Origin of the sequence: Methyloversatilis sp. XJ19-49 (genome assembly GCF_024580145.1) — a bacterium.
Lineage (GTDB): Bacteria > Pseudomonadota > Gammaproteobacteria > Burkholderiales > Rhodocyclaceae > Methyloversatilis.
Genome location: NZ_JANINI010000005.1, coordinates 96,542 through 122,570, shown reverse-complemented (window position 1 = coordinate 122,570; position 26,029 = coordinate 96,542). Strand labels below are relative to the sequence as shown.

The 26,029-nt window shown below is 64.9% G+C and carries 27 protein-coding genes; 16 read left to right on the top strand and 11 right to left on the bottom strand.

The genetic code is table 11. The features are described 5' to 3' along the window. Window positions 1-109: 109 nt before the first annotated feature. On the bottom strand, window positions 110-1,612 hold the full coding sequence (locus tag NMQ16_RS07915; protein ID WP_257079988.1) for a transglycosylase SLT domain-containing protein: 1,503 nt from the start codon (window positions 1,610-1,612) through the stop codon (window positions 110-112). 197 nt (window positions 1,613-1,809) lie between these two features. Between NMQ16_RS07915 and NMQ16_RS07910 the strand changes: the two genes are divergently transcribed. Next, window positions 1,810-2,766, top strand: coding sequence for a diguanylate cyclase (locus tag NMQ16_RS07910; RefSeq protein ID WP_257079987.1), 957 nt, complete (start codon window positions 1,810-1,812; stop codon window positions 2,764-2,766). Window positions 2,767-2,786: 20 nt separating this feature from the next. On the opposite strand, the gene gloB is transcribed toward NMQ16_RS07910, so the two are convergent. Continuing rightward, complete coding sequence (gloB, locus tag NMQ16_RS07905) at window positions 2,787-3,548, bottom strand: hydroxyacylglutathione hydrolase (protein ID WP_257079986.1); 762 nt, start codon at window positions 3,546-3,548, stop codon at window positions 2,787-2,789. A gap of 77 nt (window positions 3,549-3,625) precedes the next feature. Between gloB and NMQ16_RS07900 the strand changes: the two genes are divergently transcribed. From NMQ16_RS07900 to NMQ16_RS07885, 4 genes are all read left to right on the top strand, one after another. Beyond that, window positions 3,626-4,372, top strand: a complete 747-nt coding sequence (locus tag NMQ16_RS07900; protein ID WP_257079985.1) for a class I SAM-dependent methyltransferase — start codon at window positions 3,626-3,628, stop codon at window positions 4,370-4,372. A 14-nt stretch (window positions 4,373-4,386) separates the two neighbouring features. Beyond that, window positions 4,387-4,824, top strand: a complete 438-nt coding sequence (gene rnhA, locus NMQ16_RS07895; protein ID WP_257079984.1) for a ribonuclease HI — start codon at window positions 4,387-4,389, stop codon at window positions 4,822-4,824. A 64-nt stretch (window positions 4,825-4,888) separates the two neighbouring features. Continuing rightward, the gene (dnaQ, locus tag NMQ16_RS07890; protein WP_257079983.1) at window positions 4,889-5,608 is read left to right on the top strand and encodes a DNA polymerase III subunit epsilon; all 720 of its coding nucleotides are present in this window, start codon (window positions 4,889-4,891) and stop codon (window positions 5,606-5,608) included. Window positions 5,609-5,742: 134 nt separating this feature from the next. Further along, the gene (locus NMQ16_RS07885; protein WP_257079982.1) at window positions 5,743-6,777 is read left to right on the top strand and encodes an isocitrate/isopropylmalate dehydrogenase family protein; all 1,035 of its coding nucleotides are present in this window, start codon (window positions 5,743-5,745) and stop codon (window positions 6,775-6,777) included. Between the two features lie 237 nt (window positions 6,778-7,014). Here NMQ16_RS07885 and NMQ16_RS07880 read toward each other — a convergent pair whose 3' ends face one another. The 5 genes from NMQ16_RS07880 to NMQ16_RS07860 form a co-directional block, all read right to left on the bottom strand. Further along, window positions 7,015-8,298 carry a cytochrome c gene (locus tag NMQ16_RS07880; protein ID WP_257079981.1) on the bottom strand — a complete coding sequence of 428 codons (1,284 nt, stop codon included), beginning with the start codon at window positions 8,296-8,298 and terminating at the stop codon, window positions 7,015-7,017. Further along, the gene (locus tag NMQ16_RS07875; protein WP_257079980.1) at window positions 8,295-9,044 is read right to left on the bottom strand and encodes a c-type cytochrome; all 750 of its coding nucleotides are present in this window, start codon (window positions 9,042-9,044) and stop codon (window positions 8,295-8,297) included. The genes NMQ16_RS07880 and NMQ16_RS07875 overlap by 4 nt, the downstream gene beginning before the upstream one ends. A 99-nt stretch (window positions 9,045-9,143) precedes the next feature. Further along, a complete protein-coding gene (locus tag NMQ16_RS07870) occupies window positions 9,144-9,632 on the bottom strand; it encodes an adenylyltransferase/cytidyltransferase family protein (protein ID WP_257079979.1) in 489 nt (162 codons plus the stop codon). Next, window positions 9,632-10,462, bottom strand: a complete 831-nt coding sequence (locus NMQ16_RS07865) for a ferritin-like domain-containing protein (protein WP_257079978.1) — start codon at window positions 10,460-10,462, stop codon at window positions 9,632-9,634. Before NMQ16_RS07865 ends, NMQ16_RS07870 begins: the two co-directional genes overlap by 1 nt. Before the next feature lie 216 nt (window positions 10,463-10,678). Further along, complete coding sequence (locus NMQ16_RS07860) at window positions 10,679-11,629, bottom strand: MerR family transcriptional regulator (protein ID WP_257079977.1); 951 nt, start codon at window positions 11,627-11,629, stop codon at window positions 10,679-10,681. Between the two features lie 408 nt (window positions 11,630-12,037). On the opposite strand from NMQ16_RS07860, the gene NMQ16_RS07855 reads away from it, so the two are divergent. From NMQ16_RS07855 to NMQ16_RS07820, 8 genes are all read left to right on the top strand, one after another. Next, complete coding sequence (locus NMQ16_RS07855; protein ID WP_257079976.1) at window positions 12,038-12,529, top strand: glutathione peroxidase; 492 nt, start codon at window positions 12,038-12,040, stop codon at window positions 12,527-12,529. Between the two features lie 120 nt (window positions 12,530-12,649). Continuing rightward, window positions 12,650-13,918, top strand: a complete 1,269-nt coding sequence (locus NMQ16_RS07850) for an FAD-dependent oxidoreductase (RefSeq protein ID WP_257079975.1) — start codon at window positions 12,650-12,652, stop codon at window positions 13,916-13,918. Continuing rightward, window positions 13,915-14,685 (top strand): DUF1365 domain-containing protein, encoded by a 771-nt coding sequence (locus NMQ16_RS07845; RefSeq protein WP_306441735.1) that lies wholly within the window; start codon window positions 13,915-13,917, stop codon window positions 14,683-14,685. The genes NMQ16_RS07850 and NMQ16_RS07845 overlap by 4 nt, the downstream gene beginning before the upstream one ends. Next, the gene (locus NMQ16_RS07840; protein WP_257079974.1) at window positions 14,682-15,896 is read left to right on the top strand and encodes a cyclopropane-fatty-acyl-phospholipid synthase family protein; all 1,215 of its coding nucleotides are present in this window, start codon (window positions 14,682-14,684) and stop codon (window positions 15,894-15,896) included. Before NMQ16_RS07845 ends, NMQ16_RS07840 begins: the two co-directional genes overlap by 4 nt. Continuing rightward, on the top strand, window positions 15,896-16,420 hold the full coding sequence (locus NMQ16_RS07835; protein WP_257079973.1) for a chalcone isomerase family protein: 525 nt from the start codon (window positions 15,896-15,898) through the stop codon (window positions 16,418-16,420). The genes NMQ16_RS07840 and NMQ16_RS07835 overlap by 1 nt, the downstream gene beginning before the upstream one ends. Then, window positions 16,417-17,733: an MFS transporter gene (locus NMQ16_RS07830; RefSeq protein ID WP_257079972.1), complete on the top strand. Its 1,317-nt coding sequence runs from the start codon at window positions 16,417-16,419 to the stop codon at window positions 17,731-17,733. Before NMQ16_RS07835 ends, NMQ16_RS07830 begins: the two co-directional genes overlap by 4 nt. Window positions 17,734-17,738: 5 nt before the next feature. Next, a complete protein-coding gene (locus tag NMQ16_RS07825) occupies window positions 17,739-18,281 on the top strand; it encodes a DUF3833 domain-containing protein (RefSeq protein ID WP_257080128.1) in 543 nt (180 codons plus the stop codon). After that, complete coding sequence (locus NMQ16_RS07820) at window positions 18,281-19,060, top strand: SDR family oxidoreductase (RefSeq protein WP_257079971.1); 780 nt, start codon at window positions 18,281-18,283, stop codon at window positions 19,058-19,060. Before NMQ16_RS07825 ends, NMQ16_RS07820 begins: the two co-directional genes overlap by 1 nt. Window positions 19,061-19,078: 18 nt before the next feature. Here the strand turns inward: NMQ16_RS07820 and NMQ16_RS07815 are convergent, their stop codons facing one another. Further along, window positions 19,079-19,795, bottom strand: a complete 717-nt coding sequence (locus NMQ16_RS07815) for a hypothetical protein (protein WP_257079970.1) — start codon at window positions 19,793-19,795, stop codon at window positions 19,079-19,081. 37 nt (window positions 19,796-19,832) lie between these two features. Here NMQ16_RS07815 and aroC point away from each other — a divergent pair, with 37 nt between their 5' ends. After that, window positions 19,833-21,002, top strand: coding sequence for a chorismate synthase (gene aroC, locus NMQ16_RS07810; protein WP_257079969.1), 1,170 nt, complete (start codon window positions 19,833-19,835; stop codon window positions 21,000-21,002). A 7-nt stretch (window positions 21,003-21,009) separates the two neighbouring features. On the opposite strand, the gene NMQ16_RS07805 is transcribed toward aroC, so the two are convergent. Together NMQ16_RS07805 and murJ are read right to left on the bottom strand one after the other, a co-directional pair. After that, window positions 21,010-21,636, bottom strand: a complete 627-nt coding sequence (locus tag NMQ16_RS07805; protein ID WP_257079968.1) for a YbhB/YbcL family Raf kinase inhibitor-like protein — start codon at window positions 21,634-21,636, stop codon at window positions 21,010-21,012. Window positions 21,637-21,649: 13 nt separating this feature from the next. Further along, window positions 21,650-23,188, bottom strand: coding sequence for a murein biosynthesis integral membrane protein MurJ (gene murJ, locus NMQ16_RS07800; RefSeq protein ID WP_257079967.1), 1,539 nt, complete (start codon window positions 23,186-23,188; stop codon window positions 21,650-21,652). Window positions 23,189-23,329: 141 nt separating this feature from the next. Between murJ and rpsT the strand changes: the two genes are divergently transcribed. Further along, window positions 23,330-23,602 carry a 30S ribosomal protein S20 gene (gene rpsT, locus NMQ16_RS07795; protein ID WP_257080127.1) on the top strand — a complete coding sequence of 91 codons (273 nt, stop codon included), beginning with the start codon at window positions 23,330-23,332 and terminating at the stop codon, window positions 23,600-23,602. 191 nt (window positions 23,603-23,793) lie between these two features. On the opposite strand, the gene NMQ16_RS07790 is transcribed toward rpsT, so the two are convergent. Beyond that, on the bottom strand, window positions 23,794-24,267 hold the full coding sequence (locus NMQ16_RS07790; protein ID WP_257079966.1) for a DUF3579 domain-containing protein: 474 nt from the start codon (window positions 24,265-24,267) through the stop codon (window positions 23,794-23,796). 574 nt (window positions 24,268-24,841) lie between these two features. Here NMQ16_RS07790 and NMQ16_RS07785 point away from each other — a divergent pair. Further along, window positions 24,842-26,029, top strand: coding sequence for an aspartate aminotransferase family protein (locus NMQ16_RS07785; protein ID WP_257079965.1), 1,188 nt, complete (start codon window positions 24,842-24,844; stop codon window positions 26,027-26,029).

Here is a 26,029-nt window from a genome sequence, read left to right as displayed (position 1 = left end):
CCACAGGGCAGCCACCACAGGGCAGCCACCACAGGGCAGCCACCACAGGGCAGCCACCACAGGGACAACTCCCACAGGTCGCCGCGCCGGCATGGCGCAAGCCCGACCGCTACTTGCCTTTCGCTGGTTTCCCGGCCGGGATCACCGACTTCTTCCGTGCGGCAGGTGCGCTGACCTTTTTCTTCTGCGCGCCCGACTTCACGGCTTGCGTGTTCGAGACTGGCTTGATCGGCACGCTCACCCAGCGCCCGTTGCGCTTCACGCGCTTGTACTTTGGTTTGTCGACACCCAGGCGCGGCGCTTCTTCGGCGTTGCCGCCGTCGAGCGACAGGCTGCTGTTTTCGTCCGGCACCAGCAAAGTGCTGCCCGGGCCGATGCGCACGGTCGGGGACAGGCCGTTGAAGCGGCGCAGCCGCCATTCGCTGACACCAAAGCGGCGGATCACCGTGGCCAGCGTTTCCTTTGGCCCCAGCGTATAGGTGCGCCAGGGCGCGCCGGCGGTCGGTGCAGCGTCCGGGTTGCGGTTGTCCAGATTGGCCATGAAGGTCTCGACCGCATGTGCAGGCAGTACCAGTTGGGCGCCGCCCTTGCCAGTGCGGATGACCGGCCGCTTGTGCTGCGGGTTCAGCGCCTTGATTTCGGCCACCGGCACGTCGGCCAGTCGGGCAGCAGTGGCCAGGTCCATCGATGGCGCTTCGGCCACCTGGGTAAAATAGGGCTTGTTCTCGACCGATTCGAGTTCGATGCCGAAAAGTTCGGGCTGCGCGATGATGTTCTTCAGCGCCTGCAGCTTGGGTACGTAATGGCGGGTTTCGGCCGGCATGTTCAGCGAGGCATAGTCGGTCGGCAGGCCGGCCGCCTGGTTGCGCAGCACGGCGCGCCCGACCGCGCCTTCGCCCCAGTTGTACGACGCCAGCGCCAGATGCCAGTCGCCGTGCATCTCGTAGATCTTCTGCAGGTATTCGAGCGCTGCCTGGGTTGAGGCGACGATGTCACGCCGGTCGTCGCGCTGCGCGTTCTGTTCGAGTCCGTACAGCTTGCCGGTGGACGGAATGAACTGCCACAGACCGGACGCCTTGGCGACCGACAGTGCCTCGGGGTTGTACGCGCTTTCCACCATGGGTAGCAGCGCCAGCTCTGTCGGCAGGCCGCGCTTTTCGATCTCCTCGACGATGTGGAACATGTAGCGCCGGCCCCGTTCGGACATGCGGCGGAAGTAGTCGGGTCGATTCAGATACCAGGCCTGGTGTTCGGCGACCAGCGGATGGTCGAGGTCGGCCATGCCGAAGCCCTTGCGGATGCGTTCCCACAGGTCGTCCGGCGGCAGGGTGAGGTCGACCGGTTTGATTTCATCTTCCGGTGCCCGGACGATTTCGGTCGGTTCCGGAAAGGGGATCGGTTCGGCCTTGCCCGGTTTGATGCCTGGTGTGCGGCTGGTGTCACCCGGTTTCTTCATCACACGGCTGCGTTCCGGCGTGCTGACGGATGACCGTGCAACGGACGCGTCGCCGGAATTCTCGCTGACCACACCGGTGGCCGCGCAGCCGGCGAGCAGCAGGCCCGACAGCAGGAGTGCGGCGCGGCGCAGGAGGGAATCGATGAGAAGCGGCATTGCTGCGAAAGAGCCAAACCCCGAATGCTAGCCACCCGGAGCATGCAGCGTCAAACCTGATTGCGGACGCTGCCGGCGTTGAAGAACCGATGAAGAGACCCGGAACGGACCGCGTGGGGCGCACATAGTTTCGTTTCTTCAGACACCCGCACGCGCGGTGCGCACGTGGCTTATGATGCGGAAAAAAGGGTATGTCCATGAAAGCGCTGATCATTGAAGATTCCCAGACGGGGCTCGCCGTCATCAGTCAGCATCTCGAACGGATGGGCATACTGCCCATTGCAGCCACCGACGGCGAATCGGGCATTGCTGCTTTCCGTGAACACAATCCGGACATCGTGCTGCTCGATGTGGTGCTGCCGGGCATCGACGGCTACGAGGTCGCGCGACGCATCCGCGCCATCGAGCAGTCAGGCGAATGGACGCCCATCCTCTTCCTGACCGCCCGTACCGCCGACACCGATCTGGTGCAGGGCATCACCGCCGGCGGAGACGACTACCTGTTCAAGCCGGTCAGCGAAGTCGTGCTGGCGGCCAAGGTACGCGCCATGCAGCGCATCCTGCAGATGCGCTATTCGCTGGTGGTGCTGACGCGAAAGCTCGATGCCGCCAATCAGGAACTGACCCGGCTGAGTTCGCTCGACGGCCTGACCGGGCTGGCCAACCGCCGTCAGCTCGACGAAACCATCATGCGCGAATGGCGTCGCGCGGCACGCTACAAGCGGCCGATCGCGCTGGCGCTGGTCGATGTGGACAATTTCAAGCAGTACAACGACACCTACGGTCACATCGCAGGCGACGAATGCCTGAAAAACGTTGCCAATGCTTTGCTCGCGGTATCTCGCCGACCGAGTGATCTGGTGGCGCGCTACGGCGGCGAGGAGTTCGCGCTGGTGCTGCCGGAAACCGATCTGGGTGGCGCACGCCGGGTGGGCGAGGGCCTGTGCGACTCGATCCGTGCGCTCGGTATCGAACATCGCGCGGTGCCGGGCGGCAAGCTGACCATCAGTGTCGGCGTCGCCAGCACGACACCCGGGCAGGAAAGCGGCGGTCCGCAAAGCCTGCTCGCAGAGGCCGACTTCGCGCTCTATTCCGCCAAGTCCGGCGGTCGTGACCGCGTCGGCTACAAGGTGCCAGAAATCGCCGTGGAGTGAATCGCGGCGGCGACGCCTCGTCAAAAACCGTTCTTCCACTCCCGAAGTACGGCGAACACGTCGACCGGGCATTTAAGTTTGTGGCCGGCGTGTGCCTCGGCGGCGCGGATGATGGCTGCCTCGCGCACGCGCAGGAAGGGGTTGGTCGCGAGCTCTTCGGCCAGCGCGAACGGCACGCTGGGCTGATCGGCGGCCCGGAGCTTCGCAACGCGCCGGGCGCGGGCGATCAGCGCCTGGTTGTCCGGTTCGACCGCCAGTGCGAAGCGCAGATTGGATTCTGTGTACTCGTGCGCACAGTAGATGCGCGTGTGCAGCGGCAACGAAGCGATGCGCGACAGCGAGTGCCACATCTGTTCCGCCGTGCCTTCGAACAGCCGGCCGCAGCCGGCGGCAAACAACGTGTCGCCGCAAAAAAGTGCGTCGTCGCCGTACCAGGCGATGTGGCTGCGCGTGTGGCCGGGTACTTCAAGCACGGTCAGGGCGACGCCCAGCCAGGGCAGGTCGATGCGCCGGCCCTCCGTCACGGGATCGGTCACTTCGGCAATGCGCTCGTCGGCGGGCCCGTAAACGCGTGCGCCGGTGCGACGCACCAGTTCGGCGACGCCGCCGATGTGGTCGCCGTGATGGTGCGTGATCAGGATGGTGTCGAGCGTCAGGCGGTGTCGGTCGAGTGCCGCGAGTACCGGCGTGGCGTCACCCGGGTCGACCGCCAGCGCGCGTGTTCCGTTTGCGACCAGCCAAAGATAATTGTCGCCAAACGCGGGTATCGGATATATCTTCATGCGCCCGATTCTGGCGTGAGGCTGAAGCAATGACAATGCGTCCGTCTCACGCGTCACGATCCACCGCCCCGTAAAACATGTCGATTCCCGGTTTGCACGAATGGCTGGATACCCCGCAGGGACAATACGTCCAGCGCTGGGAGCACGCACAGGTGGACAGGATGGTGGCCGACGTGTTCGGTTACAACGCGGTACAGATCGGCCTGCTGCAGCACGACTATCTGCGTGCCAACCGTATGCCGTTCAAGCTGTACAGCGACGATGCGGGCCCGGGTCCGACGCCGGCGCTGGTGTGCGATCCGGTACATCTGCCGTTTCCGGCCACCAGCGTCGATCTCGTGATACTGCCGCACGTGCTCGAATTTGCCGCCGACCCGCACGCCGTGCTGCGCGAGGTGGAGCGCGTGCTGGTACCGGAAGGGCAGGTGCTGGTGACCGGCTTCAACCCGTTCAGCCTGTGGGGCGCACGGCGGCGCCTGCAGGAGCGCGAACCCTTTCCGTGGAATGGCGACTGGCTGTCGGTGCCGCGCCTGCGCGACTGGTTCAAGCTGCTCAGCCTGGACACGCAGGCGGGTTGTTTCGGCTGCTACCGTCCGCCGGTACGCAGCGAAAAATGGCTGGCGCGCTGGAGTTTCATCGAATCCGCCGGGGACCGCTGGTGGCCGTTTCTGGGTGGCGCGTACGTACTGCAGGGTGTCAAGCGTGTGCACGGCATGCGCCTCATCACGCCGCAATGGAGCGACCGCCGCGCTGCCGCGCGGGCAGTGGCCAGCGTCGGCAGCGCTCGTCGCAATACCGTGCCGGACCGCAAGTTCGGTACCTGAACCTGGAGCAAGTCTTGGACGACGTGATCATCTACACCGACGGTGCCTGCAGTGGCAACCCGGGCCCGGGCGGCTGGGGCGCGCTGCTCAAGTGCGGCGCCGTCGAACGCGAACTGTCGGGCGGCGAGCGCGCGACCACGAACAACCGCATGGAACTGATGGCGGTGATCGAGGCGCTCAATGCACTGAAGAAGCCGGTGCGCGCCGTGGTGTATACCGACTCGCAGTATGTACAGAAGGGCATCAGCGAGTGGATACACGGCTGGAAGCGCAAGGGCTGGAAAACGGCAGGCGGCGATCCGGTCAAGAACGTCGACCTGTGGCAGGCGCTCGATGCGGCGGCACGGGTGCATGAAGTCGAGTGGAAGTGGGTCAAGGGTCATGCCGGCCACCCGGAAAACGAGCGCGTCGACCGGCTGGCGCGTGACGCGATTCCCGTGCGCGGCGCGTGAGCGCGACGGCTGGCTGTAGAATGCGCCGCGCAGTGGCCCGACCTGTTCCCGGACTTACCCTTCCATGAAACGCCAGATCATCCTCGACACCGAAACGACCGGACTGGAATGGCAGAACGGCGACCGGTTGATCGAAATCGGCTGCGTCGAAATGGTCGGTCGCAAGCGCACCGGCCGGCAACTGCATCGCTTCGTCAATCCGGAACGCGACGTGCCGGAAGGCGCAGTCGCGATCCACGGCATCACGACGGAATTTCTGGCAGACAAGCCGAAATTCCGCGATGTGGCGGCGGAGTTTGTCGATTTCGTGCGCGATGCCGAACTGGTCATCCACAACGCCGCCTTCGACGTCGGTTTCATCGACAACGAGTTCAACATGCTCGGCCTGTCGCCGCTGCGTGACATTACCCTCGGTCCGCCGATCGATACCGTGCGCATGGCGCGCGACATGTTCCCCGGCAAGCGGGCCAACCTCGATGCACTGTGCGAGCGCTTCGGCATAGACAACACGCACCGTGAGTTCCATGGCGCGCTGCGCGATGCCGAACTGCTGGTCGAAGTCTATCTGGCGATGACGCGCGGTCAGGAAAGCCTGATCATCGATCTCGAGCCGGATTCCGCGACGGTGCGCAGTGCCGCGCCAACGCGCATTTCCGGTGCATTGCGCCGCGTGCAGGCGAGTGAGGCCGAGCGTTCGGAGCACGAGCGCGTGCTGGCCGAGATCGACAAGGCCAGCGGCGGCGCCACGGTATGGCGCGCCATCGAGCCGGTCGCGCCGGCATGAACATCGGGTCTGCCGGTACGTGCCGCCAGACCCCGCCGGGGCAGGTTTCTTGCTTCGGCCTTCCCACATTTCCGGACGCTGCGCCAACCCGGCGCTGACGTACGGCGATGCATAACCATGACAGGAGACCCCGAATGAGTGCGCAGAAAATTCCCGCCACCCTGATACCCGGTGACGGTATCGGCCCCGAAATCATGGACGCCGCGCTGGCTGCGCTGGACGCTGTCGGTGCGCCGTTCGAATGGGATACCCAGCCGGCCGGCATGGGCGCGCTCAAGACGCATGGCGATCCGTTGCCGGAGGCGACGCTGGAAAGCATCCGCCGCACCCGACTCGGCCTGAAGGGCCCCCTCGAGACGCCAGTCGGCGGCGGCTTCCGCTCGATCAACGTACGCCTGCGCGAGGCGTTCAAGCTGTACGCCAACATCCGTCCGGCGCGCACGTTGATCCCTGGCGGCCGCTACGACAACATCGACCTCATCGTCTGCCGCGAAAACCTCGAAGGCCTGTACATGGGCTACGAGCACTTCATTCCGATCGAGGGTGACCCGCATGCGGTGGCCATGTCGACTGGCGTGAACACCCGCCAGGGCGCGCGCCACATCCTCGAATACGCGTTCGAACACGCGATCGCGCTCGGCCGCAAGAAGGTGACCGTGGTACACAAGGCCAACATCATGAAGGCGCTGACCGGCATCTTCCTGGAGACCGCCGAACAGATGTACGAAGAGCGCTACAAGGGCCGCATCCAGTTCGAACAGGTCATCGTCGACGCCTGCTGCATGAAGCTGGTGATGAACCCCTGGCAGTTCGACGTACTCGTCACCACCAACCTGTTCGGTGACATCCTGTCCGACCTGACTGCCGGCCTGGTCGGCGGCCTGGGCATGGCGCCGGGCTCCAATATCGGCGCTGACGCGGCGATCTTCGAGGCGGTGCATGGCTCGGCGCCGGACATCGCCGGCAAGGGCATTGCCAATCCGACGGCGCTGGTGCTGGCGTCCGCGCTGATGCTCGACCACGTGAAACTGCAGGACAAGGGCGACATCATCCGCAAGGCGGTGTCCGATACGCTCAACATCGACAATGTGCGCACCGGCGATCTGGGCGGCAAGGCGACGACGAAACAGTACATGGACGCCCTGGTCGCGCGCATCCGAAACAGCTGATCGCTGTCGGGGCTGTCGCCGCGGCGGCTCTCCACGGCTGGCCTTGCATGGCCAGCCGGCTTAACGGGCGGCGAGCAGTGCTGCGATCATCGTTGTGCAGAGTGCGTATCGCGGCGGGGCCGCCGCTCCCACAGAGACAGCTCGCACGAGCTTCTTTCCCCACACCGCCGCGCAGCTCCCGAAGAAGGGGCGAGCGCTCAGGCAGGGTGCGTCTTCACGCTCCGTTAGGCGGTGCGCTCAGCGCAGATTGCCACGGTAGCGCTGCACGTCGATCACGCTGACCGGGCTTGCGCCATTGCTCCAGCTGCCGCGGATGTGTGACACGACCAGCGCGATGTCCTCGTCGCTGAGACTGGCAGCAAACGGCGGCATGCCGAAGGGGCGCGGGTTGCCTCTCGTGGCCGGGGCGAAACCGCCGCCAAGCACGATGCGCAGCGGATTGGCCGGCGGGTCCAGCGTCACTGCCCGGTTGCCGTCGAGCGCCGGGTAGATGTTGCCGGATCCTTCGCCGTTTTCACCATGGCAGCCTGCGCAGTGGTCGACATACAACTGCGCAGCGCGGGCGCGCTGCGCATCTTCGAGCGCGACGATCCTGCCTGCGACTGTCACCGGAGCCGTCGCAGGCAACCCCTGCAGATAGGTCGCCATCGCATCCAGATCGCTGGCGGACAGATATTGCGTGCTGCCGAATACCACCTCGGCCATCGGTCCGGCGACCGACGCGTTGTGCGAAATGCCGTCGCGCAGCAGCGCGATGACCGCTTCGCGTTTCCAGTCCTGCACGCCCGCCTCGTGCGGTGAGCCCAGCGATGGCGCATACCAGTTCTGGCCGGCCATCAGCCCGCCAGCCAGCTTGTCCGCGTCTTCGCTGGCGCCCAGCGCGTTGCGCGGCGCGTGGCACGCGCTGCAGTGGCCGAGCCCCTGCACAAGATAGGCGCCGCGGTTCCAGGCGGCAGACTGCGACGCGTCGGCCTGGAAAACGGCGGGCTTGAAATACAGCGTGCGCCAGGCGGCCAGCGCGGCCTGCGAGTCGTACGGGAAACGCAGCACATGCGGCCGGCTGGCTTGCCGGCTCGCGGGCAGCGCCTGCAGATAGGCCCACAGCGCATCGGAATCTTCGCGCGTGACATGGGTGTAGCTCGTGTAGGGAAAGGCCGGATAGAGCAGCCGACCATCGCGCGAGCGACCTTCGTGCAGCGCCCGCCAGAAATCGTCGGCCGTCCAGCGGCCAAGGCCGGTGTCGGGGTCGGGGGTGAGATTGCTGGTGTAGAAGGTGCCGAATGCGGTGTCGATGGCGCGCCCGCCGGCCCATGGCGTGCCGCCGCGCGCGCTGTGGCAGGCCATGCAGTTGCCGGCGCGCGCCAGATACTCGCCGCGTGCGACGAGTTCGGCCGGCGGCGCAGCGGAGCGGGAGGCGTCGGCGACCGGCTGCGCGTCGGCGCCGGTGTCGTGACCGGTCGACCACCAGACCAGTGCCGCCAGCAGCGCGAGCAGCGGAAGGATCAGTGCGGCGCGCTTCATCGTGCGGCGCCCCCGGCCGTCTGCGACGCTGGCACGCCACCGCAGCGCAGCGGCAGATCGCGCGCCGGCAGGGCAGCGGGTTTGGCGCCGGCCGGCACGGTTTGCGCAGCCAGCCATTGCGATACCGCGCCGATGTCGTCCGCGCTCAGTTGTTTGACGATCTGTGCCATGCAGTCCGGTGCATGCGCCTGTCGGATGCCGTTTTTCCACGCACCAAGCTGGGCAGCCAGATAGTCGCGCGGCAGGCCGATCAGGCCTGGAATCGCGGGCGCGACACCCATCAGTGCGTCGCCATGGCAGCTGGCGCAGGCTGGCAGGTCACGCGCTGCATCGCCCTCGCGCACCAGTTTTTCTCCGCGCCCGAGTGCGGCATTGGGGCCGGTGGCGCGCACAGCCGGGTAGGGCAGGTCGAGCGCGGCGAAGTGGTCGGCCATCTCGCGCAGGTAGTCGTCCCCAAGCGTCTGAAGCAGTTCCGACATCAAGGGGTACTGGCGACGCCCGTCGCGGAAGTTCAGCAACTGGTTGTGCAGATAGCCGGCCGGCTTGCCGGCGATGCGCGGGTAGTAGCCGTCCGGGCCAGCGCGACCTTCGGCGCCGTGACAGCCGGTACAGGCGAGTACGCGCTGCGCCATCGTATCTTCGACGATCGGCGCAGCAAGCGCCGAGAAGGACATCAGGACGCAGCAGATGAAAAGCGAGCGCTGCATCGGCAGAAAAACGAGACGGGATTCAAGCAGTTGTTTCATCGGAACGGGCGGACGGACGGGTGGCGGTCAAGCCGGATGATAAGGGTCGAGCCCCGGTATGCACGGTTATGGTGCGATGCCGTGTGCCCGCCAGCGCGATCAGAGGCGGCGGATCTTGTGCAGCAGCCCGGTGGTCGAGCGTTCGTGCTCGAAGGCGATGGATTCGACGCGGCCGCCCCGCGCCAGCACTTCGTGCGCACCGACGATGCGCTCGATCGCCCAGTCGCCGCCCTTGACCAGCACTTCGGGACGACAGGCGAGAATGAGGTCGAGCGGGGTATCGGCGTCGAACCAGGTGACCAGACTGACCGATTCCAGTGCCGCGATCACGGCGGCGCGGTCGTCCAGCGGATTGACCGGACGATCATCGCCCTTGCCGAGCCGGCGTACCGATGCATCGGAGTTCAACGCCACGATCAGCGACCCACCGAGCGCGCGCGCCTGCGCGAGGCAGGTCACGTGACCGCGATGCAGGATGTCGAAGCAACCGTTGGTAAATACCCGCGGCCCGGGAAGATCGGCTGCACGCGCCGGCAGGTCGGTCGGTGCGCACAGTTTGGCCTCGAAAGCCGGGATCCCGCCCTGCATCAAGCTGCCGTGGCGAACTGCTTGCGGAAGCGGTTCAGGTCGCCGATGGTCTTGAAACTTTCGCCGAACAGCGAACTGAGATTGCGCAGGATGCCGCCGATGACGCGCGCCTCGCAGTCCTTGTCGAAACGGATCTGCTGGTCCAGCCAGTGCTCCAGCCAGTCAGGGTCGGGCAGGCGGGACTGTATCGTGTCGCGCGGGTACAGCGTCTTGCTGACATGCAGATTGGTTGGGTGCAGCGGCTTGCCGGCGCGCCCACTGGCTGCCATCAGCATGCCGATCTTGGAAAACGCTGCACGCGCGGTGTCGCCGGTGCGCTCGATCGCACGCTTCATGTACTTCAGATAGGCGCCGCCATGCCGCGCCTCATCGCGCGACAGCAGGCCATAGATGTGCTTGATGACCGGCTCGGTGTGCCATTCCGACGCACGGCGGTACCACTGGGTCAGCCGAACTTCGCCGCAGAAATGCAGCATCAGCGTTTCCAGTGCCGGTGCGGGATCGAATTCGAAACGCACCTCGTGCAGTTCCTGCTCGGTCGGTGACAGGTCGGGTCGGAAGCGGCGCAGGTATTCGAGCAGCACCAGCGAATGCTTCTGTTCCTCATAGAACCACACAGACATGAAGGCGCAGAAGTCGGAGTCGTCGCGGTTGTCGCGCAGGAACATTTCGGTCGCCGGCAGCGCCGACCACTCGGTGATGGCATTCATCTTGATGGTCAGCGCCTGTTCGTCCGACAGCAGCGACGCATCGAAACCGTCCCAAGGCACGTCTTTGTCCATGTCCCAGCGGGCGGATTCGAGTGACTTGAACAGTTCGGGGTAGAGCATGGGCGGGCTCCTCGGGAAAACGCCATTTTACGCCAGCACAAGTCAGCATGATGAATGCTGTACATGTGCGACCGATCAGATCAAACCACGTTCAGCGCGTTGCCGGTAAATGAAATAGACGGATGAAAGCGACGCTATCGAGACGGAGCGGCTTGCCCGGTGCATATTTCAGGAGAAACTCCCGGCCGGTTGGCACGCGCCGGGAGAGTCCGTGCATCAGTTGAGGGCGACGATGGACGAATCGGGAAACCTGGCCGCACGCCACTCGGCCAATGCGTCGGGCACGCTGCGGATGGCACCGATGACTGATACGCCCGGGATGCCTGCCAGTCGCTCGTGCGCGCCCGCGCCCCCGACCCAGATATCCACCGTGTCCGGCAAAGAGTCGCGCAGGGTACGAACGCCGGCGAGTGCCAGACGCAGCGGGTAAGCGGCGCTGAAGGAGAGCGCGACGATGTCGGCCGCCGAGGTCAAGGCCGATGTGCGGATGTCGGTGAGTGGCATGCGGGGTCCGAGCGAACAGCATTGCGCGCCCTCGGACGCCAGCATTACCTCCACCATCAGCAGCCCGAGGCCATGTTCCTCCTCCGGCAGTGTCGTGAGCAGGATGCGCGGCGGAGCGGCCGGTCGGGTGTAACCGGCGAGGGTGCCGCGCAGGAAGCTTTGCACCTGCTCGGTGTAGAAGTGCTCTTCGGGAACGCCCAGTTCGCCGCGTATCCAGGCTTCGCCGATGACCACGTTGAGCGGCGCGACCAGATCCGAAACCAGGGCCTGCAGTCCCCGCTCGAGCAGGGTGCGCTGAAACAGGTCGCGGAGTGCAGGCACATCGTGGCGCCGTATTGCCGCAAGTACTTCGTCCGTCGGCACGCCACCATCCGGCGCAACTGACGTGCTCGCGACGCGTTCTGCCTCGATGATCCGCTGCAGATCCGCCTCGCTGGCGGCCAGCAGCTTGCCTGGCCGCCAGCCGTGGTCGATCAATCTGCGGATCAGGCGCAACCGATTGACGTCTTCCTGCGTATACAGACGCTCGCCCGCTTCATCTCGGGCGGGCTGAGGGAACCCGTAACGCCTTTCCCACACGCGAAGTGTGTCTTTGGGAAGGCCTGTTTCGCGTTCGACGGCGCTGATCGTCAATCGACCAGACCCGTTGGCGTCGTGTTTCATATTGTCCTGGACAAACCATTGACAAAGCGTTCAATGAGCCCTAGATTAAGAGCTACAGAGGGTTTTGTCCAGGACAAAATTGGGGGTCAGTCATGAAACACGCTGTTGTCGCGGGACTTCTTTTCGCAGGAGCGGGTGCGCTCACCAGTGTGTGCCTGGCACGCTTGCCGGGTGCAGACGAGCCGTCGGCCGCGGCGAAGCCTGCGCAGGTCGAACTGGCAGTGCCGGCAGGTGCTGCGCACAAACCGACGCCCAACGAAACACTCATTCACTTGCATCGCGCGGTGACGGGCATCCATTTCCTGCCGCCGGCGTTTTCCGAAACGACGGTACGCTGTTGTGAGCTCAGTCGTGCGTCGCGCTGACTGGCTGCTTGCTGTCCTCTTGACATTGACGACCGGAGCCGCCATGGCTGAAGCCTGTCCGACACTGCTGGATCGATCGCTGCCCGGCCTGCTCGATGGCAAACCCAAGTCGCTGTGCGAATTCAGCGGCCGTGTGTTGCTTGTCGTCAATACCGCAAGCCGCTGCGGCTTCACCCGGCAGTACGATGGATTGGAAAAACTGCAGTCACGCTTCGGTGCGCGCGGATTTACCGTGCTCGGTTTTCCGTCAAACGATTTCGGCAATCAGGAACCGGGCAGCGACAAGGACATCGCGGCGTTCTGCAGCATGACCTATGGCGTCAAGTTTCCGATGTTCTCGAAGACCGTCGTGAAAGGGGCGCAGCGCCATCCCTTTTATTCCGACCTCACGCGCCTGACCGGCGTTGAACCGGCATGGAATTTTCACAAGTACCTGATTGCGAGAGATGGCAGCACGATCACGTCGTTTCCGAGCAATGTGGCGCCGGAATCGCCAGAAATGATCGCCGCCATAGAGGCTGCGCTCGCGCGTTGAAGCGGGTGTCAATTTGCCGTTCGAGGGTGGTGTCAAGGTAAAGTTACGCCTGGTGCGGCGGGAGGGTCCTGCCGCCCATCATCCAATGCGGTTTCCAGGAGAATTATGAGGATTGCAGTCGTGGGTTCCGGAATCTCCGGACTCGCAGCCGCATGGCTGCTTTCGCGCGAACACCAGGTCACCCTGTTCGAACAGCACGACCGCCTCGGCGGTCACTCGAACACGCTGGACGTCGAACTGGATGGCGTACGCCACCCGGTGGATACCGGTTTCATCGTGTTCAACCGGGCGACCTACCCGCATCTTTGCGGTTTGTTCGCTCATCTGGGTGTGGACATCGCGGACAGCGAGATGAGCTTTGGCGTCAGCCTGCGCGACTCCGGCATCGAGTGGAGCGGCAGCAGCCTCGCCACCGTGTTTGCGCAGCCGGCGAATCTGGCCCGCCCCAGGTTCTGGCGGATGCTGCAGGACATCATGCGCTTCAACAGCGAAGTGACCGAGCGGGCAGCCAATGGCAGCGCCGAGCATCTTTCGCTCGGCGAGTTCCTGGTGAAGCATCGTTACAGCGAGGCTTTCCGGGACTGGTATCTGCTGCCGATGGCGGCGGCGATCTGGTCCTGTCCGACCCGCACGATGATGGCCTACCCGCTCGCCACGTTTGCCCGCTTCTGCCACAACCACGGGTTGCTGCGCGTGAATGACCGACCGCAGTGGCTCACCGTGCGTGGCGGCTCGCGCGAGTACGTGAAAAAGCTGGCTGCTCTTTTATCGGACGTGCGACGTGGTGCTGCAGTCACTCGTGTACGCCGGGCAGAAGACGGCGTGTGGATCGACGCGGGCGGCGCGCCTCAATGCTTCGACCAGATCGTGATGGCCAGCCATTCGGATGAGTCACTGGCCTTGCTGGGCGACGCTGCGACACAGGCGGAACGGAGGCTGCTTGGCGCCATACGTTATCAGCCCAACCATGCAGTGCTGCACACAGACACACAGTTGTTGCCGCGCAACCGCCGCGTCTGGTCGGCCTGGAATTACCTGGCGGGAGAAGGCGCACCTGACGAACGGCCGGTCAGCGTGTCGTACCTGATGAACCGCCTGCAGCCGCTGCCGTTCAGACAGCCTGTCGTGGTGACGCTGAACCCGTTCATCGAACCTGATCCGGCCAGCGTGATCGCACGTATCGAGTACGCGCACCCGCTGTTCGATGGCCCGGCGATCGATGCGCAGCAGCGGTTGCCCGAGATCCAGGGCCGCGATCGCATCTGGTACTGCGGCGCCTGGACGGGCTATGGCTTTCACGAGGACGGTCTGTCCTCGGCGGTGCGCGTGGCGCGGCAACTCGGTGCCGACGTGCCCTGGCAACGCAGCGAGCCGGTGCTGGCTGCATGATGGCTGCCAGCGATGTCAGCCTGTGCCGCGGCGCAGTGATGCATGAGCGGACCGCACGGGTTCGTCGCCGCTTCGCGTATCAGTTGTTTTTCATGCGCTTCCGACTCGATACGCTGGGTTCATCGAAAATTCCGATGCTGGCGTTGAACCGCTGGGCGCCCTTGTCGTTGCACTTCCGCGACCACGGCGCACGCGACGGATCGCATCCGCTGCCGTGGATACGCGCATTGCTGGCGCAGGAGGGGTTGGCCGGCGTTGATGGGGACGTGGTCCTGCAAACCATGCCGCGGCTGTTCGGTTATGTGTTCAACCCGGTCAGCTTCTGGTTCTGTCACGACGCGGGAGGTGCCTTGCGCGCCGTACTGTGCGAGGTGAGCAACACCTTCGGTGAACGCCATGCCTACCTGGTGTCGCACGACGACCGCCGCCCCATCCTGAACGGCGAATGGCTGGAGACACGCAAGGTGTTTCACGTGTCGCCCTTCTTTCCGGTCAGCGGTCGCTACCGCTTCCGTTTCGACCAGCGCGGCAGCCAGCATGCAGTGGCGATCGATTATTTCGAAGGCGCGGAACGGCAGTTGCGTACCCGTGTCTCAGGTCGCGCCGTGCCGATGAGTCGTGCCGTCGCGTGGCGTGCGCTGGCGGCTTTCCCGCTGATGACACTGGGTGTGATTGCGCGCATACACATCCAGGCCTTTCACCTGTGGCGGGCGCATGTGCCCTTTTTCAGAAAACCGGCTCCTCCAGTACAGGAATTGACCCGATGAACCAACCGGATGCCATGGTCGCGCTTGCGCGACACGGAAAGCTCCCATCGGCCGCGCGCCATGTATTCAAGCTGCTCGAACGCATCGAGCACGGCTGGCTGATGATGTCTCTTCCGGACGGAGAAATGGTGTCTTTCGGCGGCCGAGGTCAGCCGGTCGAAATGCGCATCCTCGACTGGGGGGTGTTCGACCGCGTGATCGCGCGCGGCGACATCGGTCTTGGCGAAGCCTGGTTCGACGGCCTGTGGGATACCGACGAACTCGGCCGTGTGCTGACGTTGTTTGCCCAGAACCGCGACGCGCTGCAGCGCGCGGTGCACGGCAACCTGCTGGCACTGGTGTTTGCGCGCATGCGCCATCTCGGCCGCGCGAACACACGACGAGGCAGCCGCCGGAACATCGTTGCCCACTACGATCTGGGCAACGAGTTCTACGGTCTGTGGCTGGACGGCAGCATGACCTACTCGAGCGCTCTGTACGAAGGCGACTCCCGGCGCGATCTGGAAGCAGCGCAACTCGCCAAGTACCAGCGCATCGCGCGCGTGATGGGGCTGTCGGCCGACGACAGCGTGATCGAGATCGGTTGCGGCTGGGGTGGTTTTGCCGAGGTCGCGGCGCAGCGTGCCGGTGCGCGCGTGCATGGTGTGACCCTGTCTCCCGCACAGCTCGCATGGGCGCGACAGCGCGCAGAGCGTGGCGGCTATGCCGACCGCGCGACCTGTGAATTGCGTGATTACCGGGACCTGCGCGGCAAGGCGTCGCACATCGTATCGATCGAAATGCTCGAAGCCGTCGGCGAGCGCTGGTGGCCGACCTACTTCGCCAAGCTCGACAGCCTGCTGGCGTCCGGTGGTCAGGCGGTTATCCAGACGATCAGCATCGCAGACGATCTGTTTGCGCGTTACCGTAAAGGAACTGACTTCATCCAGCAGTATATTTTTCCGGGCGGCATGCTGCCCTCGCCCAGCGTGTTCGTGCAGCAGGCGGAGAAGGTCGGCTTGCACGTCCGCGACGACTTCCGCTTCGGGCTCGATTACGCGCTGACGCTGGCACGCTGGCGCGCCACCTTCGAAGCGCGCACAGACGCCTTGCGCGCGCTGGGTTTCGATCGTCGCTTCCAGCGGCTGTGGCGCTTCTATCTGGCGTATTGCGAAGCCGGTTTCCGTGCCGGTTCGATCGATGTTCATCAATTTCATCTGGAGAAAACCTGATGCGCAGAGTGCTTGCCTTGTTGTTGATGGTCGCCGGCATCGCGTCCGCCCAGCCTCTGGCGGGGGCCGGCGACGTGCTGCCCGACCTGAAACCGCTCGGCAAGGGTGAGATGCGCTGGTTCGGCTTCAAGCTGTATGACGCCTCCTTGTGGGCAACCGGTGGCAGCTATTCGCCGGACGGCGGTTTTGCGCTGAGCATCCGCTATGCCCGCTCGTTCGAAGGCTACAAGCTGGCCGAAGCCAGCATCGACGAGATCAAGCGGCTGGGCGAACGCGACAAGAAGCGTCTGGCGCGCTGGAAGGACATCCTGACCGGCGTGTTCCCCGACGTGAAGGACGGCGACGTGCTGACCGGCGTGAAGATGACGGATGGCAGCGCGCGTTTTTTCCATCAGGGCGTGGAACTGCCGGCCATCGAAGACAAGGCGCTGTCCGATGCCTTCTTCGCCATCTGGCTTGACGCCCGCACCCGCGAGCCGAAGCTGCGCGCCCGTCTGCTGGCCGAATCGCTCCCGTCCAGTTGAGATCTGCGCGCCTGTTTGCCTATGGCGTGCTCGGCGCACCGCTGGCCGCCGCGGCATTGCCCATCTACGTACACATTCCGAAGCTGTACGCCGACAGCTTCGGTGTATCGCTGACCGTGCTCGGCATCGTGCTGTTCGCAGCGCGTCTGCTCGACGCCCTGATCGACCCGCTGATCGGCGCCGCCAGTGATCGCGCGCGTGGCCGTCGTCGCCTCGTGTGGATGGGCTTGCTGCCGCTGGCGCTCGGGCTGCTTGCACTGGTGCGTCCGGCCGAAGGCACCGATCCGGTGTTCTGGCTGATCGGTGCGCTGGCGTTGGTCTATGCCGGTTACAGCATCAGCACCATCAACTATTACGCCTGGGGCGCCGAACTGTCGGCGACGCCGGCCCTGGGCACCCGGCTGGTCGCGGTGCGCGAGGGTTGTGCGCTGGTCGGTGTCGTGGCGGCGTCCATCGCGCCGGGCTTGCTGTCGCCGGATGCGGCGCAGGGTCTGTGGCAGGCGGTGCTGTACTGGCTGCCGCTGCTGGCGGTGAGTGCCGTCATCACGCTGTTTGCCGTGCCGGAGGCGAGCCGCGTACAGCCGATGCGGCACGAGCCGCTGCGTGCAGTGCTGGGCGAGGTGCTGCAGAACCGGCGCTTCCGTCGCCTGCTCGCGGTGTTTGCGCTCAACGGGATCGCGTCGGCGATTCCGGCCACCCTCGTGTTGTTCTTCATCGCCGACGTGCTTGGCGCAGCGGAGCGGGAAGGACTGTTTCTCGCGCTGTACTTCGTCGCCGGCGTGCTGGCGCTGCCCTTGTGGACACGCCTGTCGGACCGCTACGGCCGCGCGCGCAGCTGGGCAGCGTCGATGGTGCTCGCGATATCGGTCTTCGCGTGGGCGTTCACGCTCGGCCCCGGTGATGACGTGGCCTTCATGCTGATCTGTGCAGCTTCGGGCATCGCACTCGGTGCCGACCTCGCGTTGCCGGCGGCGCTGGTGGCCGGTCTGGTCGGCCGGCGCGATGAACCGCTGTCGGCTGGCGGCAGCTTCGGCGTGTGGAACTTCGTCACCAAGATGAATCTGGCGCTGGCAGCCGGTCTGGCACTGCCGCTGCTGGGCGTGCTCGGCTATCAGCCGGGCGCCACCGATGCCGATGCACGACTGGCGCTGGCTGCGGTCTATGGGCTGGTGCCGTTGGTGCTCAAGGCAGCCGCCTGCGTGCTGCTGTGGCGCCATGCGGACTGGCTTGAACCGGGAGTGGAACCCGAATTGAACAACCCAGCGGGAACGGACATGGCAACCGAAGCCGAATACGGAGGACTGAAATCGTGAAATCGATGTTCTGGCGGATGCGGAGCTTCATCGGTGCGTTGTGCGCTGCCGTACTGGTGGCCGGATGTGGCGGCGTGGCGGTCGATCGTTATGCAGGGCAGAAGCCTGTCATGGACCTGCGCACCTACTTCAACGGCACGGTCAATGGCTGGGGCATGTTCCAGGACCGAGGCGGCGAGGTGATCAAGCGGTTCACGGTGCGCATCGAGGCGCGCTGGGAAGGCGACACCGGCACGCTGGACGAACACTTTTCATGGAGCGACGGCACGACCAGCCGCCGCGTGTGGACCATCAGGGATCTGGGCAACGGGCGCTACATTGGCCGTGCCGACGATGTCGTCGGCGAAGCGACCGGCGAGGCAAGCGGCAGTGCGCTGCGCTGGCGTTACGTGCTGGCGTTGCCGGTCGATGGCAGCGTCTACAACGTCGACTTCGACGACTGGATGTACATGATCGACGACAAGGTGATGCTCAACCGCTCGGCAATGAGCAAATTCGGCTTCCACCTCGGCGAGGTGACGCTGTCGTTCACTCGCGGCGCGCCCTGATGTTTGCGCCGCTGAATCCGCCGCTGGCCGACTGGTCGGGCAAACGCGTCTGGCTCATCGGCGCATCGTCCGGCATCGGCGAAGCGCTGGCGCGACGGCTGATGGCCGACGGCGCCCGGGTGGCGTTGTCGGCGCGCAGTGCGGACAAGCTCGCGCAGCTGGGTTCGCTGTCTCCCCAGGCCGTGGTGCTGCCGCTCGACGTGGCCGAACCCGACGCACTGGCGCATGCGGCCGCCACGCTGACCGCGCGCTGGGGCGGCATCGATGCCGTGCTGTTCGTCGCCGCTCGCTATCAGGCGGTGCGTGCCTGGGAACTGGATCCGGCCGACATCGACGCCACGCTGAACACCAATGTCGCCGCCGTCATGAAGGGCTGTGCCGCAGTGCTGCCCGGCATGCTCGCCGCGCAGTCGGGTGCGATGGTCATCCTGTCCAGCGTGGCGGGTTATCGCGGCCTGCCGAAGGCCATCATCTACGGTGCGACCAAGGCGGCGCTGATCAATTTCGCCGAAACGCTCTTCATGGACGTGCGGCCGCGCGGGCTGGGCGTGCATCTGGTCTGCCCCGGCTTCGTCGAAACACCGCTGACCGCTCAGAACGACTTCAAGATGCCGGCCCTCATTTCCTCCGACGAAGCGGCGGGGCATATCCTGAACGGCCTCGCCCGCGGCGACTTCCACATCCACTTTCCGCACCGCTTCACGCGCTGGCTGCTGCTGCTGCGACTGCTGCCCTACCGGATGTATTTCGCCGCAGTACGGCGAATGACCGGGCTTTGACGCCCACCGACTCGGGGCTCAGCGCGCCTCGACCGTCGCGGCGTCGTCGTCCCGACGCATCGCAAGCCCCGCCAGCCAGTCCAGCATGCAATAGAACGCACCGGCTGCGATCGGTGGATTGGCTGCGGTAAACGGCAGCCCCGGAACGAGCAGCGCCCAGGTCCAGTTGCCCATCGCGGTGCCGTACAGTTCCATCAGCAGTGCAAGTGCGAACATGGTGCCGTACAGCCGGGGTGACGGACCGTACCGGATGCACAGCAGGAAGAAGGCGAACAGCAGCAGACTGATGGTGTCGGCTTCCAGCCATGCGAAGGACAGGACCAGACCGGCGCCCAGCGCCGGAACGGCGTCCGGCAGTGAAGCGGGCAGCCGCTCGGTGAGCCACATGCCGAGCGCGAACAGCAGTACATGGCCGGGCGGCACGAACAGCGGCAGATTGCCGAGCCGGTATTCGTACAGCCCCCAGACCAGCGCGAGCACGATTTCGCCGAAGGTCGCCCACGCCAGGCAGACCAGCCACAGCCGGCGATGGTCGGCATCGGCGCGCCAGCACAGCAGGGCGAACAGCATCCAGGTCCAGATGGACACCACCGGTTGTGCCCAGGCGCAGGCCTGCCCGTCGAGCCACAGGCCCGCGACGATGGTGAGCACGATGATGAGGGCGAAGCGTTGCGTCATGGCGAGGCGGGTGCAATCACGGGTGGTGTGCGCCGGAAAGGCGCAACCGGGGCGCATGGTAAACTCCGGGCCTTGAAAAATCGCGGGTTTTCCCATGTCCGGCAACACTTTGGGCACGCTGTTCTGTGTCACGTCCTTCGGTGAATCGCACGGCCCGGCCATCGGCTGCGTGGTCGATGGCTGCCCGCCGGGGCTGGCGCTGACTGCTGCCGACATCCAGCATGAACTTGATCGGCGCAAGCCCGGCACATCGCGTCACGTGACGCAGCGGCGCGAGCCGGATGAAGTGGAAATCCTGTCAGGTGTGTTCGAGGGCATTACGACCGGCGCGCCGATCGCGTTGCTGATCCGCAACCAGGACCAGCGTTCGAAGGACTACGGCAACATTGCCGAAACCTTCCGCCCGGGGCATGCCGACTACGCCTACTGGCAGAAGTACGGCATCCGCGACCACCGCGGCGGCGGTCGTTCGTCGGCGCGCGAGACCGCGGTGCGCGTGGCGGCCGGCGCGATCGCGCGCAAGTGGCTGAAGGAGCGACACGGCATCGACATCCACGGCTGGATGAGTCAGCTCGGTCCGCTCCGCATCGCGTACCGTGACCGCACGGCAATTGCCGACAACCCCTTCTTTGCCCCCGACGCGGCCATCGTGCCCGAACTTGAGGCTTTCATGGACGCACTGCGCAAGTCGGGCGATTCCTGCGGCGCGCGCATCGATGTCATGGCATCCGGTGTGCCGGTTGGCTGGGGCGAGCCGGTTTACGACCGGCTTGATGCCGATATCGCGCACGCCATGATGGGCATCAATGCGGTCAAGGGTGTCGAAATCGGCGCCGGTTTTGCGAGTGTCGAGCAGCGCGGCACCGAACATTCGGACGAAATGTCGCCGCAGGGCTATCTGTCGAACAACGCCGGCGGTGTGCTTGGTGGCATTTCGACCGGACAGGACGTGCGCGTATCGATCGCCATCAAGCCGACGTCGAGCATCCGGCTCGACCGCCATTCGATCGACAAGGCGGGCAACCCGGTCATCGTCAACACGCACGGCCGTCACGATCCGTGTGTCGGTATCCGCGCGACGCCGGTGGCCGAAGCCATGCTGGCGCTGGTGCTGATCGACCATGCGCTGCGCCACCGCGCGCAGTGCGGCGACGTCGAATACGCGACACCGCGCATCGCGGCTGCGGCGCCGGCTGACGTGATCGCCGGCATCCGCGCGCAGCGCGACGCGGCGGTCGACGATCCGGAGCCGGACGAGGCCTGAGGGTGCGTCAGCCGGCGACTGCCGGGTTAAGCGAGTACACGCCGGTCAGCTTCGCTTCCCCGAGCACCCGGCCAGCCATGGCCTTGAGTGCATCGGCGGCGGTGAAACGTCCGTCAACCGGCAGCCGCTCGATGTCCAGCGCGTACAGCGTGAACACGTAGTGATGCAGGATTTCGTCATTCCACGGCGGGCAGGGACCGTCGTAGCCGTAGTAGTCGCCCTTCATCTGCTCGTCGCCGGAAAACCACGCCGTGTAGTCATTGATGCCCTGGCGCGTGCCGTGCGGCCCGGTCGGGCCCCGCTTGCCGCACGGCGTCACGTCGGACGAGAATTCGCCTTCGGCGATTTCCCCTGACGGAGCGAGATCCACCAGCACCCAGTGCGAAAAATCGGTGCGCGGCAGACTGGCCGGCACGGTGCGTCCTTCCTGATTCACATCGTCCGGCCGGGTCGGTACGTCCGGATCGTTGCAGATCAGCACCAGCGACCGCGTTCCGGTCGGCAGGCCGGACCAGGCCAGATGCGGGTTGCGATTGGCGCCCAGGCAGACGTGGCCGGTGGCGGCCGGAATGCAGAAGGCGTTTTCGCCCGGAATGCGGCCTTTGTCCGCGAAGTTCTTGCTCGTCAGTTTCATGCGTGCCCTCCAGTCAGGATGTTGCGCGACGCGAAAAATCGCGCAGCCGGAAACCCAGTGCAAACAGCGTGGCGAAATAGCTGCCCGCGCCCGCCAGAACAATCCAGGCTAGGTTCAGGATGCGCGTTATCGTACCTGCGCGCAGCCAGTCGCCCGCGAAATCGGCGCTGAAGTACAGCACGCCGCCCATGACCGAAAGCGCGATCAGGATCTTCAGCCAGAAAGCGGCCCATCCGGGTGCCGGCAGATAGGCGCCGATGCGCCGCAGGCCGCGATACAGCAGCGCGGCGTTGACCAGCGATGCGAGACCGATCGACAACGCCAGCCCGGCGTGCGCCAGCGGTTTGATGAAGGCGAGGTTCATCAGTTGCGTCAGCACCAGCACCCCGAGCGCAATTTTCACCGGCGTGCGGATGTCCTGGCGCGAATAGAAGCCGGGGGCGAGCACTTTCACCAGGATCAGCCCGGACAGTCCGACGCTGTAGGCGACCAGCGCGTTGCGCGTCTGCAGCACATCGTGCGCCGTGAACTGGCCGTGGTGGAACAGCGTGGCCACCAGCGGCGTGGCGAGCAGGGCGAGCGCCAGTGCAGCAGGCAGCGTGAGCATCAGGGTCAGCCGCAGGCCCCAGTCGAGCAGGCCGGAAAATTCACCGGTGTTTCCGTCGGCGTGACTGCGCGACAGCGACGGCAGCAGGATGGTACCCAGCGCCACGCCGAGCAGACCGGCCGGAAATTCCATCAGGCGATCGGCGTAATACAGCCACGACACCGATCCGCTTTCGAGGAAGGACGCGAAGATGGTGTTGATCAGCAATGAAATCTGCGACACCGACACGCCGAGGATGGCCGGCAGCATCAGCTTGAAGACACGCCGCACGCCGGGGTCCTGCAGATCGAGCCTGATGCGCGGCAGCATGCCGATGCGCATCAGTGCCGGAACCTGCAGCGCCAGCTGCAATACGCCACCGATGAATACCGCCCAGGCGAGCGCCAGCACCGGCGGATCGAAGAAGGGTGCTGCGAACAGGCTCATGCCGATGAAGCTCAGATTCAGCAGTACCGGTGTGAATGCCGGTATCGCGAAACGGCTGAAGGTGTTCAGCACGCCGCCGGCCATGGCCACCAGCGACATGAAAAGGATGTAGGGAAAGGTGATGCGGGTCAGCATGACCGTCAGGTCGAACTTTTCGGCGTCGGCGGCGAAACCCGGGGCGGATATGTAGATCAGCCACGGCGCGCCGAGGATGCCGAGCAGCGTCACGCCGGCGACGATGAGCGCCAGCAGGGTCGCCACCCGATCGATCAGCGCCCGCGTATCGTCCGTGCCGCGCCGATTGCGGTACTCGCCGAGAATGGGCACGAAGGCCTGCGAAAACGCACCTTCGGCGAACATGCGGCGCAACAGGTTGGGCAGGCGGAAGGCGACGAAGAAGGCGTCGGTCGCGGCACCCGCACCGAAAGCACGTGCGATGAAGAAGTCGCGTACGAAGCCGAGGATGCGCGACAGCAGGGTCATGCTGCTGACGGTCGCGAGTGCGCGGAGCAGATTCATCGAAAGAAGGCGATGCCGGGTCAGCGCGCACCTTACCAGAGCGCGCAGCGCGAACGTGCCTCCCGGGAGCTCGAAAGGGGGCTTGCGCCGCACTGTGAGCTTATGTATATTCGCGTGTTTTCCCGAACACGAGTTCGCAACATGGCCAATTCAGCACAAGCACGCAAGCGCGCCCGTCAGGCAAACGTTCGTCGCGATCACAATACGAGCCAGCGCTCTGAACTTCGCACGGCGATCAAGAACGTCCGCAAGGCGATTCTCGCCGGTGACAAGCAGGCCGCGCAGGCGATCTTCCTGAAGGCACAGACGACGATCGACAGCATCGCCGACAAGAACATCATTCACAAGAACAAGGCCGCTCGCCACAAGAGCCGCCTGTCAGGTGCGATCAAGTCGATGGCCGCAGCGGCCTGAGCCTCGATACAAAAGAAAAAGCCGACCTTGGGGTCGGCTTTTTTTTATCCCGCAGCTTTTCCGGAGCGACGCTCTGAGGTTTCGGGCGGGTCATCCGGATGATCGATCCGGAATTCGTACGTTGTCGTGGACTCCCGTGCTCACTTTCCGTCCGCATTCCGGACGACCCGGGCCGATCGCGGCCGTGAACGTCAGGGCAGCGTGTCGCTGACCTGATAGTCGACGCGCAAGCCGTTGTCGCGCGCGAAGTGCATCAGGAAATTGTAGGCCAGCGGTTCGAGGTCATACAGCCGCGCATCGACGAAAACACACTTTTCCCCGGTGATCCAGCACCCTGGCCGCACAAATGGCGAGTAGCGCATCTTGCGCTGGCTGCCGAACGACGACATCACGCCGCACAGACGGTCGCACCAATCGCTGGGTCGGAATGGCTTGCCATTCGCGGTTGCGCCGATGATGGTGAAACTGCGCGGGGCGCGGCTCCCGTCGCGCAATGCGTCATCGGCATGGCGTGTCGACAGGACCTCGTTCGCCGGTGAATCGGCAATCGACAAAGCGGTGGCGTCAATGTGCGGTAGAGCGCTCATATCGGATTTACGACCTGTGCGATGGAATTCTTGACCCGAGTCACAGACGCGTGCGCTGGCAGCGAAGTGAGCAAACAAGAAATCCTTTAAAAACAATCAGAACGAATTGTAAAGTTACCAACTAGTTTCTATACTCGCGCTATCTCCATGACGAGATTGCGATTTATGCTTAATTCACCCATGCGCGCTCACAAAGCAGTGAAGCCTTCGACGGTGCGATCTCCGGTAGCGCGGTTCGGATTCAGCATTCGCACACGCAGCGGCGTGTTGATGGAGAACCTGAGCATTCCAGGTACGTCGGCGGACGACGCCGAACGCAAGCTGAAACAGATCTACATGGGTTGCTCGGTTCTAGCACGCTTTGTGCCAGATTGAAGTCGGCGCGTCGCACATGCTGATGATCTGTTCCGGATCAAGGCGCTAGCGTCCTGAAGCTGGCTTCGGGCGGGCCGTGAAGCGATGTATCACCTGCGCCTGTTGCTGCGCTGCAGTGACGATGTGCGCCGCAACATGAAGGTCTGGCGCTACACAGCGTGACGGCTTTGAACTAAAATCGTGGCTTGATCAAGCACGGCGGCGCGAGCCGCCGTGCTTTTTTCGTTTTCCATAGTGCGCCTGACGGCACACTCGCCACGCGGTCGCGGAGCTTTCGATGACGCATCTGATGAATACATACGGCCGGCAGCCGGTCGCCTTCACGCACGGCAAGGGCGCCCGCCTGTTCGACGATGCCGGACGCGAATATCTGGACGCAATGGCGGGCGTGGCGGTCAACACGCTGGGCCACGGCCACCCTGATCTGGTGCAAGCGATTTGCCGCCAGGCCGCCGAAATGATCCATTGCTCGAACCTCTACCGGGTGACCGCGCAGGAAGACCTGTCGGACCGTCTGGCCGCGTTGTCGGGCATGGACGAGGTGTTCTTCTGCAACTCCGGTTGCGAAGCGAACGAGGCGGCGATCAAGCTGGCACGCCTGTATGGACATCAGCGCGGCGTCGAGCTGCCGGGCATCATCGTCATGGAGCACGCCTTTCACGGACGCACGCTGGCCACATTGTCGGCCACCGGCAACCGCAAGGTGCAGGCCGGGTTTGAGCCACTGACGCCGGGGTTCTACCGGGTGCCGTTCAGTGACATCGCCGCCGTGAAGGCCATTGCCGAACACAACCGCAATGTGGTGGCCGTGCTGTTCGAACCGGTCCAGGGCGAAGGCGGCATCCATCCGGCCGATCTGGCCTACGTGCGCGAACTGCGCGAATTGTGCTCCCAGCATCAGTGGCTGATGATGGTCGACGAAGTGCAGAGCGGCGTCGGCCGCACCGGCAGCTGGTTTGCCTTTCAGCATGCGGGTATCGAACCGGACGTGATGACGCTGGCCAAGGGTCTGGGTTCCGGTGTGCCGATCGGTGCCTGCCTTGCGCGCGGTCCGGCGGCCGGTGTGTTCAAGCCCGGCACGCACGGCTCGACCTTCGGCGGCAATCCGCTGGCCTGCGCCGCGGCGCTGACCACGCTGCACGTGATCGAGCGCGATGGCCTCATGGAAAACGCGGTGCGTCAGGGCGATGCGATCCGCGCCGCCTTCCGCACGGCATTGGCCGACACCGCCGGCGTGAAGGACATTCGTGGCGTCGGCATGATGATCGGTGTCGAACTCGACCGGCCGTGCGGTGCGCTGGTCGCGCAGGCGCTCGAAGCGGGCGTGCTGATCAACGTCACGTCGGAAAGCACCATCCGTCTGGTACCCCCGCTGATTTATTCCGATGCCGACAGCCAGGAACTGGTGCAGCGCCTGGCGCCCCTCATCCGCAACTTTCTCGCGGGCGCCCAGCTCGCCGCCTGA